The sequence below is a fragment of the Janthinobacterium sp. 67 genome (assembly GCF_002797895.1).
Lineage (GTDB): Bacteria > Pseudomonadota > Gammaproteobacteria > Burkholderiales > Burkholderiaceae_D > Janthinobacterium.
Window position 1 is genome coordinate 2,391,758 of the sequence record NZ_PGES01000001.1, and the last position, 14,894, is coordinate 2,406,651.

Genomic DNA, 14,894 nt, shown 5'->3' on the forward strand with positions numbered 1-14,894 from the left:
GGCACCCATGGGCACCCCGCCGCTTCAGCTGAGTTCATTCTGATAATGGTGGCGACTGGTCAGGTACAGGCCCCGGCGCAGTTCGACCGGCTTGTCGCCGTAGGTAAACGACACGCGCTCGGAACTGAGCAAGGGCGTGCCGAGGTCGATATTCAACAGTTGCGCGGCGCCAGCATCGGCGCACACGGCGCGGATCTGCTCGGACGCGCGTATCATGCGCGTGCCAAATTCCGTTTCAAACAGGCCGTACATGGGGCCCTTGTATTCCACCAGGCGCTCGGCCGTCAGCCCCTTGAAGATCAGGCCGGGCAGCCACAGCTCTTCCACGATGGTGGGAATGCCGTCGAAATACTGCACGCGCTTGATGAAGATGACGGCGTCGCCGGACTTCAGGTCCATCAGGCGCGCCACGTCGGCCGGCGCACGCACGCGCTTGACTTCGATAAATTTGCTTTCGGGATAATGCGGCACGCCTTCGTCCGGCACCAGGCGCAGGAAGCGGAAATGCGCGCGCGCCTCATGGTGGGTGGAAACGAAGGTGCCCTTGCCCTGGCGGCGCATGACGAGATTCTCGGCGGCCAGCTCATCGATGGCCTTGCGCACGGTGCCCTGGCTGACCTTGAAACGGCCGGCCAGCTCGACTTCGCTGGGAATCAGCTCGCCCGGCTTCCATTCGCCCGATTGCAGGCTTTGCGTGATGAGCGCCTTGATCTGCTGGTACAGGGGACTGAAGGTGGGCGAAGCGGTCGCGGCAGGCGCGGGCGCGGATACGGCCGTGGCAGGGGTGGCATTAGCGCTGGCGGCAGGGGTGGCCGGGGCGCCCGCGGTCGGACTGACCGCCCCGCTTGCAGCAGTGGCATTGTTGGTCAGATTGGACGAGGCGGAATTCATAGTCCGACATTTCAACACAAATCACTGCCCGCGTCCAGTAAAACGCATGTAGTTATCTGTCTTATATAAGACATAAGATATGATTGACAGATAGGGATCAGAGGCCTAAACTGCCCTCGATAAAACTTGTGAGCCAGCGTTTTATGTTGTCGGCCAGCCACTCTGGCCTCGTGCAGCACATGCGTCGCGGCAGCGTACACCAGCAATTCGGTGGCGCGGGCCGGTTTTGGTATCATTACAGTTTTTCCGGATAAGCGTAAGCCCAGCTTCAAGCCCGTTTTCTTTCCCATTTTTGGAGATTCATCATGGCTAAAACCCCAATGCGTGTTGCAGTGACCGGCGCCGCCGGCCAGATCGGCTACGCCCTGTTGTTCCGCATCGCCAATGGCGACATGCTCGGCAAAGACCAGCCTGTCATCTTGCAACTGCTTGAAATCCCGGACGAAAAAGCCCAGAAGGCGCTCAAGGGCGTGATGATGGAAATCGACGACTGCGCGTTCCCGCTGCTGACGGAAATGACCGCCCACTCCGATCCGCTGACCGCATTCAAGGATGTCGACGTGGCCGTACTGGTTGGCGCGCGTCCGCGCGGCCCAGGCATGGAACGCAAGGACCTGCTGGAAGCGAACGCCCAGATCTTCACGGTGCAAGGCAAGGCGCTCGACGCCGTCGCTTCGCGCAACGTCAAAGTGCTGGTGGTCGGCAACCCTGCCAACACCAACGCCTACATCGCCATGAAATCGGCGCCATCGCTGCCAGCGAAGAACTTCACCGCCATGCTGCGCCTGGACCACAACCGCGCGCTGTCGCAAGTCGCTGCCAAGACCGGCACCGCCGTGAAAGACATCGAGAAGCTGACCGTCTGGGGCAACCACTCGCCAACGATGTACGCCGACTACCGCTTCGCCACCGTGAACGGCAAGGCCGTCAAGGACCTGATCAACGACCAGGAATGGAACGCCAACGTGTTCCTGCCTACCGTCGGCAAGCGCGGCGCGGCCATCATCGAAGCGCGCGGCCTGTCGTCGGCAGCGTCGGCAGCGAACGCCGCCATCGACCACATCCATGACTGGATGCTGGGCACGGCCGGCAAGTGGACCACCATGGGCGTTCCTTCGGATGGTTCGTACGGCATCCCTGAAGGCACCGTGTTCGGCTTCCCGGTCACCACCGACAACGGTGAGTACACCATCGTTCAAGGTCTGGAAATCGATGCATTCTCGCAAGAGCGCATCAACCTGACCCTGAAGGAACTGACCGAAGAGCGCGAAGGCGTGAAACACCTGCTGGCCTAAGTCCAGTTTTGGCGGCGCGGCAATGCGCCGCCCGCCAAGAAGGCCGCTCCGCGAGATTCGCGGCGCGGCTGTTTTCTCAAGTAGTTTTTACCTGCAGAAATGCCTTAAGCATGCACCCTTCCGAGGTTTTATTCCAAGGCAAACGCCAGCCGCTGTTGCTCGCCGCTTGCGACCACTACGCCGGCTCCGAAAAGCTGATGCGTAAATCGATTGCTTTGCAACAAGAGCTTGGCCCCCTGTTCGACATCACCTTCGACTGCGAAGACGGCGCCAGCGCCGGCAATGAAGAAGCCCACGCGCTGATGATCGCCGGCCTGCTGGCCAGCGACGAGAACCAGTTCAACCGCATCGGCGTGCGCGTGCACGACGTCGACAGCCCGTTTTTCGCGCGCGACGTGGAAATCATCTGCGGCGCCGCATCGCGCCTGGCCTACATCGCCGTGCCCAAGGTCGCCGGCGTGCAGGACGCCATGCTGGCCATCGACCTGATCAACCTGCACGCGCGCCGCGCCGGCCGCGACAACCTGCCCGTGCACATCCTGATCGAAACGCATGGCGCGCTGCGCGACGCCTACGCCATCGCCGCCCTGCCGCAGGTCGAATGCCTGTCCTTCGGCATCATGGATTTCGTTTCGGCCCATTACGGCGCCATTCCCGCGGCCGCCATGCGCACGCCGGGCCAGTTCACGCACCCGCTGGTGGTGCGCGCCAAGCTCGAAGTGGCGGCCGCCTGCCACGCGCACGGCAAGGTGGCGTCGCACAACGTGACGACGGACGTGCGCGATTCGGCCGTGGTGGCGAACGACGCCCAGCGCGCGACGGCCGAGTTCGGCTACACGCGCATGTGGAGCATCCACCCGGACCAGATCAAGCCCATCATCAAGGCCTTCACGCCGCGCCTGTCCGAAGTCAACGAAGCGAGCAACATCCTCAATGAGGCGCTGCGCGCCAACTGGGGACCGATTGCGCAAAATGGCCGCTTGCACGACCGCGCCAGCTACCGATATTATTGGACCGTTTTGCAACGCGCCAAACTGGCGGGCCTCGGCCTGCCCGAGGCGGCCGCCGCATTACTCAACACCCCCTCTTCCAGCACCACTGAAAACTGACAGGAATTACACGATGTCCCTCTCCAAATTAGCCATTGCCTGCAGCGTCGCGCTGGGCGCCATGTCCCTCACGCTGGCGCCAGCCAGCTTCGCCGCCACGGCAGAGGCAAATCCCAAGGCCGTCAAGGCTGTCAAGGCCAAGCCAAAGGCCAAGACCGCCAAGGCCAAGGCAGCCGCCAAGGAAGCCCATCCGCTCGCCATGTCGGTCGCCGACAAGGAAGAGTCGGACGAACCGGATACCGCGGGCTCGGCTTCCACCGATTTCAATTGTGAACTTGGTAACAAAATTACCATCTACACCAATGCGACTGACGACAAACACATCGCCCTGCGCTGGAAGAAGCGCCTGCACCGCCTGAGCCGCGTCGGCACCACGACCGGCGCCAACCGCTTCGAGAACCGTCTGTACGGCCTCGTGTGGATCGGCATCCCGGCCAAAGGCATGCTGCTCGATTCCAAGCAGGGCCGCCAGCTGGCCAATGAATGCAAGGATGCGGAGCAAGCCAAGCCGGCGGCAGTGGTGGAAGCCGCGCCATCGCTGGGCGTGCTGCCGGCCGCCGGCGGCTGATGTGCGTAGCAAGGGCCTCTTCGGGGGCTCAGTCATGTTTTGTAATTTGAATAATCAATAAATAGACGATACCCAACAAGGAGAGGTCATGTCCCGCAACACTCTGAACACGCTCAAGGACTTTAATATTTCGGATAGCAAGAAGGGCAAGCTGTACTCCCTGCCTGCGCTGGAAAAAAGCCTGGGCATCAATGTCTCCCGCCTGCCAGTGTCGATTCGTATCGTGCTCGAATCGGTATTGCGCAACTGCGACGGCAAAAAAGTCACCGAAGAACACGTCAAGCAATTGGCGAGCTGGGGCCCGACCGCCGAGCGCACCGACGAGATCCCGTTCGTAGTGGCGCGCGTCGTGCTGCAGGACTTCACCGGCGTTCCATTGCTGGCCGACCTGGCAGCGATGCGCAACGTGGCCGCCAAGATGGGCATCAACGCCAAGAAGATCGAGCCTTTGGTGCCGGTCGACCTGGTGGTCGACCACTCGGTGACCATCGATCACTACCGCGAAAAGAAAGCGCTGGACCTGAACATGAAACTGGAATTCTCGCGTAACAACGAGCGTTACCAGTTCATGAAATGGGGCATGCAGGCATTCGACACCTTCGGCGTCGTGCCACCAGGCTTCGGCATCGTCCACCAGGTCAACCTGGAATACCTGGCACGCGGCGTGCACCACGCAGGCAAGAAAGCCGGCGACGTGTACTACCCTGACACCCTGGTCGGCACCGACTCGCACACCACCATGATCAACGGCATCGGCGTGGTCGGCTGGGGCGTGGGCGGCATCGAGGCGGAAGCGGGCATGCTGGGCCAACCGGTCTACTTCCTGACGCCTGACGTCATCGGCGTGAACCTGTCGGGCGCATTGCGCGAAGGCTGCACCGCCACCGACCTGGTACTGACCATCACCGAATTGCTGCGCAAGGAAAAAGTCGTCGGCAAGTTCGTCGAATTCTTCGGCGAAGGCACCGAGTCCCTGACCCTGACGGACCGCGCGACGATCGCCAACATGGCACCGGAATACGGCGCGACCATGGGTTTCTTCCCGGTCGACGAAGCGACCATCGATTACTTCAAGGGCACCGGCCGCAGCAAGGCTGAAATCGCCGCGTTCGAAGGCTACTTCAAGGCGCAAAACCTGTTCGGCGTGCCAAAAGCGGGCGACATCGACTACACCCGCGTGGTGGAACTGGACCTGGCATCGGTCGCTCCGTCGCTGGCCGGCCCGAAACGCCCGCAAGACCGTATCGAGATCGGCAACGTCAAGGCGAACTTCGCCGAGCTGTTCGCCAAGCCAACCACGGAAAACGGCTTCAACAAGAATCCGGCCGACCTGGCTGCCGTGTACGAAACGACGAACGGCGTGAAAGTGTCGAACGGCGACGTGCTGATCGCCGCGATCACCTCGTGCACCAACACCTCGAACCCGAGCGTCATGCTGGCTGCCGGCCTGCTGGCCAAGAAAGCCGTCGAAGCCGGCCTGAAAGTCGCTCCGCACATCAAGACCTCGCTGGCCCCTGGCTCGCGCGTCGTGACCGAGTACCTGACCGCTGCCGGCCTGCTGCCATACCTGGAAAAACTGGGCTTCGGCGTGACCGCCTACGGCTGCACCACCTGTATCGGCAACGCGGGCGACCTGACGCCCGAGCTGAACGCAGCCATTGCCACGCACGACATCGTCGCGTCGGCCGTGCTGTCGGGCAACCGCAACTTCGAAGCGCGTATTCACCCGAACATCCGCTCGAACTTCCTCGCTTCGCCACCGCTGGTCGTCGCTTACGCCATCGCCGGCAACATGACGCGCGACCTGATGACGGAACCGGTCGGCAAGGGCAAGGGCGGCAAGGACATCTACCTGGGCGACATCTGGCCGACCTCGGCTGAAGTGTCGGCCATGATGAAGTTCGCCATGAACGCCAAGGTGTTCAAGGACAACTACGCTGACGTCAAGGGCGCGCCAGGCAAGCTGTGGGAAAAAGTCACGACCGTGTCCGGTCAAGTCTACAACTGGCCGAAATCGACCTACATCGCGGAACCACCGTTCTTCGACAACTTCTCGATGACGCCAGCGGCAGTGGCCACCGGTATCGAAGGCGCGCGCGCACTGGGCGTGTTCGGCGATTCCATCACCACCGACCACATCTCGCCAGCCGGCTCGATCCAGGAAAACGGTCCTGCAGGCAAATGGCTGAAGGAAAACGGCGTCCTGAAAGCGGACTTCAACTCCTACGGCTCGCGTCGCGGCAACCATGAAATCATGATGCGCGGCACGTTCGCCAACGTGCGCATCAAGAACCGCATGATCCCTGCCAAGGCAGACGGTTCGGCGGTCGAAGGCGGCATCACGATCCACCAGCCTTCCGGCGAACAGATGTCGATCTACGACGCGGCGATGAAATACGTTGCCGAAGGCACGCCAACCATGGTCTTCGGCGGCGAAGAGTACGGTACGGGCTCGTCGCGCGACTGGGCGGCAAAAGGTACGCAACTGCTGGGCGTGAAAGCCGTGATCACCCGTTCGTTCGAGCGCATCCACCGCTCGAACCTGGTGGGCATGGGCGTATTGCCGCTGCAATTCATCGGCGACGACAGCGTGCAAACCCTGGGCATCACCGGCAAGGAAACCTTCGACCTGAAAGGCCTCGAAGGCGAAATCAAGCCACAGCAACTGGCTACCCTGGTGATCCACCGCGCCGACGGCTCCAGCCAGGAAGTCAAAGTCCTGCTGCGCATCGATACGCCGATCGAAGTCGATTACTACAAGCATGGCGGCATCCTGCCATTCGTGCTGCGTCAACTGCTGGCCGAGTAATCGATCAGTTGTGATGCAAGATAAAGGCGCCGGTTTCGACCGGCGCTTTTTTTCGTCCCTGCATCCTGTTCCGACTTGAAATTTCGACTATTGGCATGATCTAAGGACAGCTTACGTATTGCGTGCGGCTGAATCCTCTACAATACGGTTATAAGGGTTTATCATTGTTTGACTGATCCATTTTTTTCACTTTCCGAGACTCTTATCCCGCTATGCGTCGTCCTTCCAAAGATTCATCCCATAAACTGACTGCCGACAGCCAGCGCCTGGTCACCTTTGCCCAGGCGATCGTACAGGCAGCCAGCCGTCTCGAAGAGCGGTCCTGGGAACACAGCCTGGATACGCAGCTCCAGAAATTACTCAAAACCGGCCACCAGGACACCATCGACAACACCCTGGGCAGCCTGTTCAAGGAAGACTTGAACGCCTACGACGTGCTGATGGACTGCGTTGAAGCCGTCAGCGAATCGACCGTCATCGTGCATGAAGACGTGCGCTACGACGCCTTGCTCGTCGCCGTGCCCATCCTCGCGTGGACGCGCTTTTCCATCGCCTCCGGCCCCATGGCCGGCGACGCGCACGGCGTGCTGTCGGCGCATTTCGCCGCCCACCTGCTGGCCGACGGCACCAAGATGGCCATGGCGCCGACGCTCTACTCGATCGACCAGTTGCCGCGCAGCCACGTCGAGACCTATGCCAAGACGCAAAAGCTGGCCCTGGCCGCGCTGAAAGGCACGGCCGTCAAGCCCTCGGGCAAAGAGGCGGAAACGGCACCGTTCCTGGCCGACACGCGCTACCTGCTGGCGGCCGTCGTGGCCCCTGCCGGCGCCCCGCTGTTCCGCTGGCAGACGCCGGCCAGCCAGCTCGACTTCATCGCCGAGCGCAGCGCCGCCCTGGAACAATGGCGCACGCAGGCGACGCCGACGATTGCCCGCCTGCTGCCCGGCTGCGGCCTGGAACTGCTGCTGCCGGAAGCGTACTACGTGGCCTGCCGCGAAGCGGACAAGCTGATACGCCCCGTCTCCGTGCGCGCCGCCGTGCACTACCTGACGCATACCCTGGCCATCGAGCCGTCGGAATTGCGCGCCGTCATCGCCGGCTTCGGCGAGGAAGCTGCCGACGGCCAGGTGGACGAGTACCGCATCGCCTTCACCCTGCGCCAGGCGCCGGACGTCATCTACGGCATCGTCTGGCCTTTGTACGGCCAGGAAGACGAGGATGGCACGCCGATCGAAGGCCTGATCCAGGTCGGCATCGCCGCGCTGGACAAGCAAAAGACGCCCGCCGATGAAATCATCGAGCACCTGAACGCCGCCGGCGTGACGCAGATCAAGCGCCACGCGGAACGTTTTGTCGGTGAATACTGCGACGATTGCGGCGCGCCCCTGTTTGCCGACCCGGTCGGCGAGCTGGCGCATGCGGAGATGCCGGAAGATACGCCGCAGGGCACGGAACACTTCCATTAATGCGGGCTTGTCGGATTACGCGCTGCGCGCTAATCCGACCTACGATGCTGTCATAGGCCGTAGGTCGGATTAGCCGGCACAGCGTAATCCGACAGCAGCGTTGGCGCACAAAAAAAAAGGCGGAACCGAGGTTCCGCCTTTTTCATTGCAACGTCATTTACAACGCCATCACCACTGCGAAAACGGATGGCGGATCAGATTCGCGTTGTAATAGCGCGCGTCGCCCGACACTTCCGCGCCTATCCAGTCCGGCTTGTCGAAAGGCTGGTCTTCCGAGGCCAGTTCGATCTCGGCCACCACCAGGCCCGCATTGGCGCCCAGGAACTCGTCGACTTCCCACACCATGCCCGCGTGTTCGATGCGGTGGCGGACCTTTTCGATCAACGGCTGTTCGCACAGGCCGTCGAGCAGTTCGGCAGCGTCGGCCAGCGGAATCGGATACTCCCACTCGCCGCGCGTGGCGCCCACGTTCGCGCCCTTGATGGTCAGCATCGCCTGTTCGCCCTCGATGCGCACGCGCACCACGCGCTCGCGCGCGGACGACAGGTAACCCTGGCGCAGCAGCACCGCCTGCCCCAGGCCGCGCCAGGCATCGCCGGCCAGCAGGAATTTACGCTCGATCTCGACGCCCATGATCAACGCCGTTCAATCGAGCGACAGCAGGATGGGCTGCAGCATGGCTGCGCCCAGTGCCGCGCTGCGCGCGCCGTTCCAGCCCACGGCCGGATCGGGCAAGTCCGCGTTTTCCTTGAACGGCATTTCCAGGGTCAGCGCCAGGCAGCCGAAGTGGTGGCCGATGTATTTCGACGCCAGGGTCAGCATGTCCGACTTGTACTTGCTGGCCGCATAGCCGAACTTGTCCTGGAAGTCGGGGCTGGCCTGCTTGTAGCGCTCGATGAAGGCCTTCTGGTGCGCCGCTTGCGCCGGCGTGAAGTTTTCCAACATTTCATTGCCGGCCACAAAGTTGTACGGCAACGCTTCGTCGCCGTGGATGTCGAAGAACATGTCGACGCCCGTTTCGTGGATCTTGTTTTTCACGCACAGCACTTCCGGGCTCGATTCCAGCGATGGCGTCATCCATTCGCGGTTCAGGTTGGCGCCGGCCGCATTCGTGCGCAGGTTGCCGCGGATGGAGCCGTCCGGGTTCATGTTCGGCACGATATGGAACACGGCGCGCTGCAGCAGTTTTCGCGCGATCGGGTTGGCGTCGTCGAGCAGCGAGTCGATCAGGCCTTCGACGAACCATTCGGCCATCGATTCGCCCGGATGCTGGCGCGCGACGACCCAGATTTTCTTTTCCGCTTGCGGGTTGCCGATGGTGACCATGTTCATGTCGCGGCCGTCGACCGTGCTGCCCAGGTCGGATACGCGCGCCAGCGGATGCTCGGCCACTTCGCCCAGTAGGCGCAAATGGCGTTCCCACGAATACGGTTCGAAATAGGCGTAGTACACGCTGTCGAGTTCAGGCGTATGCGAGATCGTCATGACCTGGCCATCGAACGAGGTCGGCACGCGGAACCAGTTTTCGCTGTCGTAGCTGGCCACGGCCTGGTAGTCTTCATAGCCGGCCGGATAGGTGGCCTGGCCCGCGTTCAGGAAGCGCATCGTACATGCCTGTCCACGCGCGCCCTGCAGGCGGAAGTGGAACCACTGGTGGATGTCGGCGTGGCTATCCTTGCGCAAGTTCAGGTCGATGGCGCCGGCACTGGTGGCGCTCACCACGTCGATGGCGCCCGAGTCGAAGTTCTGGCTGATTTTAATGGTCATGTAATGATCCCGTCCTAGGTAAGTGTCCCGGCGCGGCCTCGTGGGCCACCGCCGTCGCGCTAAAAAACGCAGTGTAAGCTATCCCGCTATTTTCCGCCCTTTGACTCCGATCGCAAAGCCTGACCCGGCGATTTATGCACCATTCCGGGGCATCGATGGAAAAGTGCCGGGCAAAAGCGCGAAAAATCGGTCCGCTGTCGCATCTACCGGACAAAAAACTGAATTGTAACAATGTCAGAAACATTGGCGGCCCATCATCCCCCTATAATTCCTGCTTTCATAGAGTCGCCAGGAAAGAGTCGTGGACAAGAAGCTGACCAATATTCAAGAAAGAAAGTTACGCGAGGCACAAGCGCGGCGCGAGCACATCATCGACGTCGTCAAAGATCTCATCAAGAAGGGCGGCGCGCGCGCCGTCTCCATCCGCAAAGTGGCCGAGGCGGCCGGCTTTTCCACCACCGTCGTGTACGCCCTGTTCCGCGACAAGGCCACCCTGATCGCCCAGGCCATGGACAAGGATTTGCTGGAACTGGTGCGCGCCATGCGCACGGCCTGCGACACCAGCACTGACCCATGGGAACGCATCAGCCTGGTCGGCCGCGCCTACATCGAGTACGGCTTCCAGCATCCCGACGAATACTCGCTGATCTTCATGGAGCTGCGTCCGCACGCGGAAGTCGACGCCGTCGAAGTGGAACACGGCAATATCGAGCAAGACCCGTATGCCTACGCGCTGCACCTGTTCGGCGAGCTGGCGCAGGCGGGCCAGGTACGCCAGGATGAACCGGCGCTGCACACGATGACGCAAATCTTCTGGCAATCGCTGCACGGCCTCGTGTCGCTGCGCATCGTCATGGATGCGGGCGACCCATGGACGCCGCATCCGGAAATGAACGCGCACATCGACGACTTGCTCGCCGTCGTCACGGCAGGCATCCGCCTGCGCTTTGCACCGGCGGTCTGACCCTTAATCTGGCGCAACATGCGCCAGGCGAAAAAAAGGCAGGCGCGGTGCCGCAGCGCCCTGCCCTGTCCTTGCGCTGACGAGGATTTACTGCGCGGCCAGCATGCTCTGCGTTTCCTGATAGCGCACATGCCAGGCCAGCGCCTCTTGCAGGATGTGCGGCGTGTGGCCGCCGCGCTGGCATGCCGCGTCGTAATAGGCACGCAGCTGCGCGCGGTAATCGGGGTGCGTGCAGCGCTCGATGATCAACGGCGCCCGTTCGCGCGGCGCCAGGCCGCGCAAGTCCGCAAAACCCCACTCCGTCACCAGCACGTCGACGTCATGCTCCGTGTGGTCCACGTGCGAGACCATCGGCACGACGCTGGAAATGCGTCCGCCCTTGGCCGCCGATTTCGACACGAACATCGACACTTGCCCATTGCGCGCAAAGTCGCCCGAGCCGCCGATGCCGTTCATCATGTGCGTGCCGCACACGTGCGTGGAATTGACGTTGCCGTAGATATCGAACTCGAGCGCCGTGTTCAGGGCGATGATGCCCAGGCGGCGCACGATCTCGGGGTGGTTGCTGATCTCTTGCGGGCGCAGCACGATCTTCGAGCGGTAATGGTCGATATTGTCCATCAGCTTTTGATGCACGGCGGCCGACAAGGTGATCGACGAGGCCGAGGCAAACGCCAGCTGGCCCGAATCGAGCAGCTCGATGGCGCTGTCCTGCAGCACTTCCGAATACATGGTCATGTTCTGGAAAGGCGAACCGATCAGGCCATGCAGCACGGCATTGGCGATGGTGCCGATGCCCGCTTGCAGCGGCAGCAATTCCGGCCCCATGCGCCCGGCCGCCACTTCGCCTTCCAGGAAGGCGATCACGTGGCCGGCGATCGCCTGCGTTTCCGCGTCGGGCGGCAAGGCGTTCGACGGGCTGTCGGGGCTGTCCGTGATGACGATGGCGGCGATGCGGGCCGGGTCGATGGCGATGGCCGTGCTGCCCAGGCGCTGGTCGACGCGCGTGAGGGGAATCGGTTCGCGCCCCGGCAAGGTGTGTGGTATATAAATGTCGTGCAAGCCTTCCAGCGCCAGCGGCGTGGACAGGTTGATTTCGATGATCACTTGCGTGGCTTGCTGGGCAAAGGCGGCGGAATTGCCCACCGACATGGTCGGAATGATGGCGCCGGCCGCCGTGATGGCTGTTGCTTCGATGACGGCGATATCGACGGCGGCCAGGTTGCCTGAACGCAGCTGCTCGGCCGTTTCCGACAGATGCTGGTCGATGAACATGACCTCGCCCTTGTTGATCTTGCCGCGCAGCACAGGGTCGACCTGGAACGGCATGCGGCGCGCCAGCACGCCCGCCTCGGCCATCAAGCCATCGCTGCCATTGCCCAGCGAAGCGCCCGTGATCAGGGTCAGGCTTAATGGATCTTGCAGGGCGCGCTCGGCCAGCGCGCGCGGCAAGGCCTTGGCGTCGCCGGCACGGGTAAAACCGCTCATGCCGACACGCATGCCGTTATGGAACAATTTGGCTGCCTCATCGGCGCTCATGATTTTGCCGAGCAAGCCTGGGTGGCGGATACGGTCTTCGTACATCGGATGCTCCTGATCTTCTTCATATTCTCAAACTGGATGGCTGTCATACACCAGCCCCATAAGTGGAATCAGTATAAAATCGCGGTCACATGCATGGCATGAATTAATTTCGCCACATCCAGTCGATATTTTCATGGCTTGCCAACGCCGAGCACCTACCTTGGATATCCGTTCCCTGCGCTATTTCGTCGAAACCGTGCGCCTGTCGAGCTTTACGCAGGCGGCCGAATCGCTGCACCTGACCCAGTCGACCATCAGCAAGATGGTGCGCCAGCTGGAAGATGAAGTGGGGGCGCAGCTGCTGGTGCGCGACGGGCGCAAGCTGACCCTGACGGACACGGGCCGCATCGTCTACCAGCACGGCCAGGAAATGCTGGCGAACATGCGCCAGCTGACACTGGAAGTGCGCGACACGCAGGCCTTGCAGCGCGGCAGCCTGACGGTCGGCATCCCGCCCATGATCAATGTGCTGTTCACACCTGTATTAAAGGCCTTCCGCGCGCGCCACCCGAACATCAGCCTGACCCTGCAGGAAGATACGGGCCAGCAGATCGAACGCCAGGTGGCGGCCGGCGAGCTGGAAATCGGCATGACGGTGCTGCCAGCCGATCCGGAACTCGATCTGGTGGCCGTGGAAGTGGCCAACTACCCGATCTGGGCCCTGGCCGAGCCGGGCACGTTCCAGAAAAACCGCACGACCTTGCCCTTCAAGGCGCTGGCCGAACTGCCGCTGGTGTTATTGAAGGATGACTTCGCCCTGACGCGCAGCCTGCGCCAGCATTTCGCGCAAGCGGGCTTCGCGCCGACGATCGCGGCCCAGAGCGGGCAATGGGACTGGCTCGTGGCGATGGCGTCGGCGGGCCTGGGCGTGGCCCTGCTGCCCGAGCCCTTCATCCACCGCCTGGCCGGCGAACCGCTGGAGGCGGTGCGCATCGTCGAGCCTGAGGTGGCGTGGCAGGTGGCGCATGTCTGGAGCGGGCGCTATCTGTCGCATGCGGCGCGCGCCTGGCTCGAGGTATGCCAGGACGTATTGGGCACGCCGTTCGCCCCCTGACGAAAAAAGGGTGGCCGAAGCCACCCTTTTGCCTGATCACGCCACCTTGCTTACTTGGCGCTGTCGTTGTACATGCTGGCGTACTTCCAGCCGAAGTACAGAATGAAGGTGTAGCACAGGGCCGGCACGAGGAAGGACAGTTGCAGGTTGATGTGATCGGCCAGGAAGCCCTGGATGAACGGCACGATGGCGCCGCCGACGATGGCCATGCACAGGATGCCCGAACCTTGTCCCGTTTGCGCGCCCAGCTTGTTCAGGGCCATGCTGAAGATGGTCGGGAACATGATGGAATTGAACAGGCCGACGGCGATCAAGGCCCACATCGCCGTGTGACCGCTGGAGAACACGGCGACGAGGATCAGCGCGATGACGACGGCGGCGTTGAAGGCCAGAGTCTTGCCCGGGCTGACATAGCGCATCACGGCAAAGCCGACGAAGCGGCCCAGCATGGCGCCACCCCAGTAATAGCTGACGAAATAGGCTGCGTCGGCATGGCTGAGGCCAGCGATATGGCTCTCGCCCAGGAAGTTGATCAGGAAGCTGCCGATGCTGACTTCACCGCCCACGTACAAAAAGATGGCCAGCGCGCCCAGCACCAGGTGGCGGTGCGACCAGATCGAGACTTTATTGCCATCGTGCGCCAGGGCGGCCGCATCGTCGGCATGCGAAATCTTCGGCAGTTTTGCCAGCGCAAACAGCACGGCCAGGATCACCAGGGTGGCGGCCAGCACCAGGTACGGGCCTTGCACGGAGGCCGCTTCCTTGGCGCGGTAAGCCAGTTGCTCGGCCGCCGGCAGCAAGTCGAACTGCTGCACCGTCAGCACGGTGCCCGACAAGATCAGCATGCCGCCCAGCGCAGGCGCCACGGTGGTGCCCAGTGCGTTGAACGCTTGCGTCAAGGTCAAACGGCTCGATGCCGTCTGCGGGTCGCCCAGTTCCGTCACGTACGGGTTGGCCGCCACCTGCAGCACGGTGATGCCGGCCGCCAGGATGAAGAAGGACAACAGGAACAGCGCATAGCTGCCGGTCGACGCCGGGTAGAACATGGCGCAGCCTGCGGCCGCGATCAGCAGGCCGGCGACGACGCCGCGCTGGTAGCCGATCTTCTTGATCAGCATGCCGGCCGGCAGCGAAACGATGGCGTAGGCGCCAAAGAAGCAGAACTGCACCAGCATCGCCTGCACATACGTCAGGGTGTAGATCGAGCGCAGATGGGGAATCAGCACATCATTGAGCGATGTCAGCAGTCCCCACATGAAAAACAGCACCGTGACAATGATCAGGGCGCCCGTATTGTTTTGCGTGCCGGCCTGTGCGGACGGTACGCCCTGGCCTTGCTTTACGTATTCCATACCTTCTCCATTTTTCAATTCCAAGTTGATCTTGC

At 62.2% G+C, this 14,894-nt stretch carries 12 protein-coding genes; 7 read left to right on the forward strand and 5 right to left on the reverse strand.

Going from position 1 to position 14,894, the window contains the following annotated elements:
- Positions 1-24 precede the first annotated feature (24 nt).
- Positions 25-891, reverse strand: a complete 867-nt coding sequence (locus CLU90_RS10790; protein ID WP_100427907.1) for a GntR family transcriptional regulator — start codon at positions 889-891, stop codon at positions 25-27.
- Positions 892-1,196: 305 nt separating this feature from the next.
- Between CLU90_RS10790 and CLU90_RS10795 the strand changes: the two genes are divergently transcribed.
- The 5 genes from CLU90_RS10795 to CLU90_RS10815 all read left to right on the forward strand — a co-directional run bounded on the left by CLU90_RS10795 (position 1,197) and on the right by CLU90_RS10815 (position 8,138).
- On the forward strand, positions 1,197-2,186 hold the full coding sequence (locus CLU90_RS10795; RefSeq protein ID WP_034752084.1) for a malate dehydrogenase: 990 nt from the start codon (positions 1,197-1,199) through the stop codon (positions 2,184-2,186).
- A gap of 110 nt (positions 2,187-2,296) precedes the next feature.
- Positions 2,297-3,295, forward strand: a complete 999-nt coding sequence (locus CLU90_RS10800; RefSeq protein ID WP_092710374.1) for an HpcH/HpaI aldolase/citrate lyase family protein — start codon at positions 2,297-2,299, stop codon at positions 3,293-3,295.
- 13 nt (positions 3,296-3,308) lie between these two features.
- Entirely contained in the window at positions 3,309-3,863 is a 555-nt protein-coding gene (locus tag CLU90_RS10805; protein ID WP_092710377.1) for a hypothetical protein, read from the forward strand.
- A gap of 88 nt (positions 3,864-3,951) precedes the next feature.
- Entirely contained in the window at positions 3,952-6,672 is a 2,721-nt protein-coding gene (gene acnA, locus CLU90_RS10810; protein ID WP_092710380.1) for an aconitate hydratase AcnA, read from the forward strand.
- A gap of 212 nt (positions 6,673-6,884) precedes the next feature.
- Positions 6,885-8,138, forward strand: coding sequence for a DUF2863 family protein (locus CLU90_RS10815; protein ID WP_100427908.1), 1,254 nt, complete (start codon positions 6,885-6,887; stop codon positions 8,136-8,138).
- Positions 8,139-8,306: 168 nt separating this feature from the next.
- Here the strand turns inward: CLU90_RS10815 and CLU90_RS10820 are convergent, their stop codons facing one another.
- The gene (locus CLU90_RS10820) at positions 8,307-8,771 is read right to left on the reverse strand and encodes a CYTH domain-containing protein (RefSeq protein ID WP_100429432.1); all 465 of its coding nucleotides are present in this window, start codon (positions 8,769-8,771) and stop codon (positions 8,307-8,309) included.
- Positions 8,772-8,783: 12 nt separating this feature from the next.
- Positions 8,784-9,905: a M14 family metallopeptidase gene (locus CLU90_RS10825; protein WP_100427909.1), complete on the reverse strand. Its 1,122-nt coding sequence runs from the start codon at positions 9,903-9,905 to the stop codon at positions 8,784-8,786.
- A gap of 301 nt (positions 9,906-10,206) precedes the next feature.
- On the opposite strand from CLU90_RS10825, the gene CLU90_RS10830 reads away from it, so the two are divergent.
- Complete coding sequence (locus tag CLU90_RS10830) at positions 10,207-10,869, forward strand: TetR/AcrR family transcriptional regulator (RefSeq protein ID WP_092710387.1); 663 nt, start codon at positions 10,207-10,209, stop codon at positions 10,867-10,869.
- A gap of 87 nt (positions 10,870-10,956) precedes the next feature.
- On the opposite strand, the gene CLU90_RS10835 is transcribed toward CLU90_RS10830, so the two are convergent.
- Positions 10,957-12,453 carry a succinate CoA transferase gene (locus CLU90_RS10835; protein WP_100427910.1) on the reverse strand — a complete coding sequence of 499 codons (1,497 nt, stop codon included), beginning with the start codon at positions 12,451-12,453 and terminating at the stop codon, positions 10,957-10,959.
- 160 nt (positions 12,454-12,613) lie between these two features.
- On the opposite strand from CLU90_RS10835, the gene CLU90_RS10840 reads away from it, so the two are divergent.
- Entirely contained in the window at positions 12,614-13,507 is an 894-nt protein-coding gene (locus CLU90_RS10840; protein ID WP_100427911.1) for a LysR substrate-binding domain-containing protein, read from the forward strand.
- Between the two features lie 50 nt (positions 13,508-13,557).
- On the opposite strand, the gene fucP is transcribed toward CLU90_RS10840, so the two are convergent.
- The gene (fucP, locus tag CLU90_RS10845) at positions 13,558-14,859 is read right to left on the reverse strand and encodes an L-fucose:H+ symporter permease (RefSeq protein WP_092711279.1); all 1,302 of its coding nucleotides are present in this window, start codon (positions 14,857-14,859) and stop codon (positions 13,558-13,560) included.
- Positions 14,860-14,894 lie beyond the last annotated feature (35 nt).

Bases quoted from the DNA above. Each gene is read 5' to 3' on its own strand.
- CLU90_RS10835 (WP_100427910.1), bottom strand. From the start codon at position 12,453: ATGTACGAAGACCGTATCCGCCACCCAGGCTTGCTCGGCAAAATCATG.
- CLU90_RS10825 (WP_100427909.1), bottom strand. From the start codon at position 9,905: ATGACCATTAAAATCAGCCAGAACTTCGACTCGGGCGCCATCGACGTG.
- fucP (WP_092711279.1), bottom strand. From the start codon at position 14,859: ATGGAATACGTAAAGCAAGGCCAGGGCGTACCGTCCGCACAGGCCGGC.
- CLU90_RS10790 (WP_100427907.1), bottom strand. From the start codon at position 891: ATGAATTCCGCCTCGTCCAATCTGACCAACAATGCCACTGCTGCAAGC.
- CLU90_RS10820 (WP_100429432.1), bottom strand. From the start codon at position 8,771: ATGGGCGTCGAGATCGAGCGTAAATTCCTGCTGGCCGGCGATGCCTGG.
- CLU90_RS10815 (WP_100427908.1), top strand. From the start codon at position 6,885: ATGCGTCGTCCTTCCAAAGATTCATCCCATAAACTGACTGCCGACAGC.
- acnA (WP_092710380.1), top strand. From the start codon at position 3,952: ATGTCCCGCAACACTCTGAACACGCTCAAGGACTTTAATATTTCGGAT.
- CLU90_RS10795 (WP_034752084.1), top strand. From the start codon at position 1,197: ATGGCTAAAACCCCAATGCGTGTTGCAGTGACCGGCGCCGCCGGCCAG.
- CLU90_RS10800 (WP_092710374.1), top strand. From the start codon at position 2,297: ATGCACCCTTCCGAGGTTTTATTCCAAGGCAAACGCCAGCCGCTGTTG.
- CLU90_RS10805 (WP_092710377.1), top strand. From the start codon at position 3,309: ATGTCCCTCTCCAAATTAGCCATTGCCTGCAGCGTCGCGCTGGGCGCC.